Genomic DNA, 1,014 nt, shown 5'->3' on the forward strand with positions numbered 1-1,014 from the left:
TCGCAGCTTTCGAACTTTGTAGCAATACTCCAGCCAGCCTAAGCGGCGAAGTGGTAGATCCTCTGCTCACTCCCGATACTTGGTCTTGGACTTTTGCTGATGGACAAAGTGCCAGCGGACAAAGCGTGACCCATACCTTCGTAGAATACGGAACACATGAGGTACAACTGACGGCCACTAAAAATGGATGTGAGGAAGTTATTAATAAAGAATTACTAGTCAGCCCCTGCCCAACAGCAAGCTTCATCTACTCTCTAGTATCTCTAGACGATACCGTGAAGTTCCAAGACATCAGCACCCTAAATGGTGGTCCGGCCATCATCAGCTGGAATTGGGAGTTTGGCGACCCTATGAGTGGTTTAGAAAACTATTCTACCCTGCAACACCCAGAGCATCTCTTTAGCCACCTAGGCGATTTCGATGTGACTCTAACTGTGGTAGATGGCAATGGTTGTGTGGATGATACCACCATGACCTTAAGCGTAAATCCTCGCCCTGTGGCAGGCTTCTATTGGGAAAACAGCTGCTTTGGTAGCGATGTGCAATTTGTGGATACCAGCAGCACCAGCCAAGGATTCATCACCAACTGGTGGTGGGATTTTGGTGATCCAACAAGTGGCGCTTTTAACTTCAGCACCGCTCAAAACCCAACACATGCTTTCACTGCTCCAGGAACTTATGATGTGCAACTCATCACCAAGGCATTTGGATATGATACTATAATACAGCAGGTGATAGTGAGAGAAGGACCCACTTCGGCCTTTGACTTCACCACACCTTGCCAAGGAGAAGATGCCCTATTTACTGACCTGAGTGTAGCGGGAGCAGCACCTATAGAAAACTGGTTCTGGGACTTTGCCGATGGAAACACATCCACCGAGCAAAATCCAACACATCTTTATCAGTTTTCTGGTAATTATTTGGTAGACCTCACGGTAACCGATACCAATGGCTGTGAGCACAGCATTACTCAAAATGTAACCATTTGGCAAGGACCAACCGCCAAGTTTAACT

At 47.1% G+C, this 1,014-nt stretch carries 1 protein-coding gene; it reads left to right on the plus strand.

Going from position 1 to position 1,014, the window contains the following annotated elements; translation table 11 throughout:
* On the plus strand, positions 1-1,014 hold a 1,014-nt coding region (locus tag HNS40_RS22430), incomplete at both ends, for a PKD domain-containing protein (RefSeq protein ID WP_172284942.1).

Origin of the sequence: Lentimicrobium sp. S6 (genome assembly GCF_013166635.1) — a bacterium.
GTDB lineage: Bacteria > Bacteroidota > Bacteroidia > Bacteroidales > UBA12170 > UBA12170.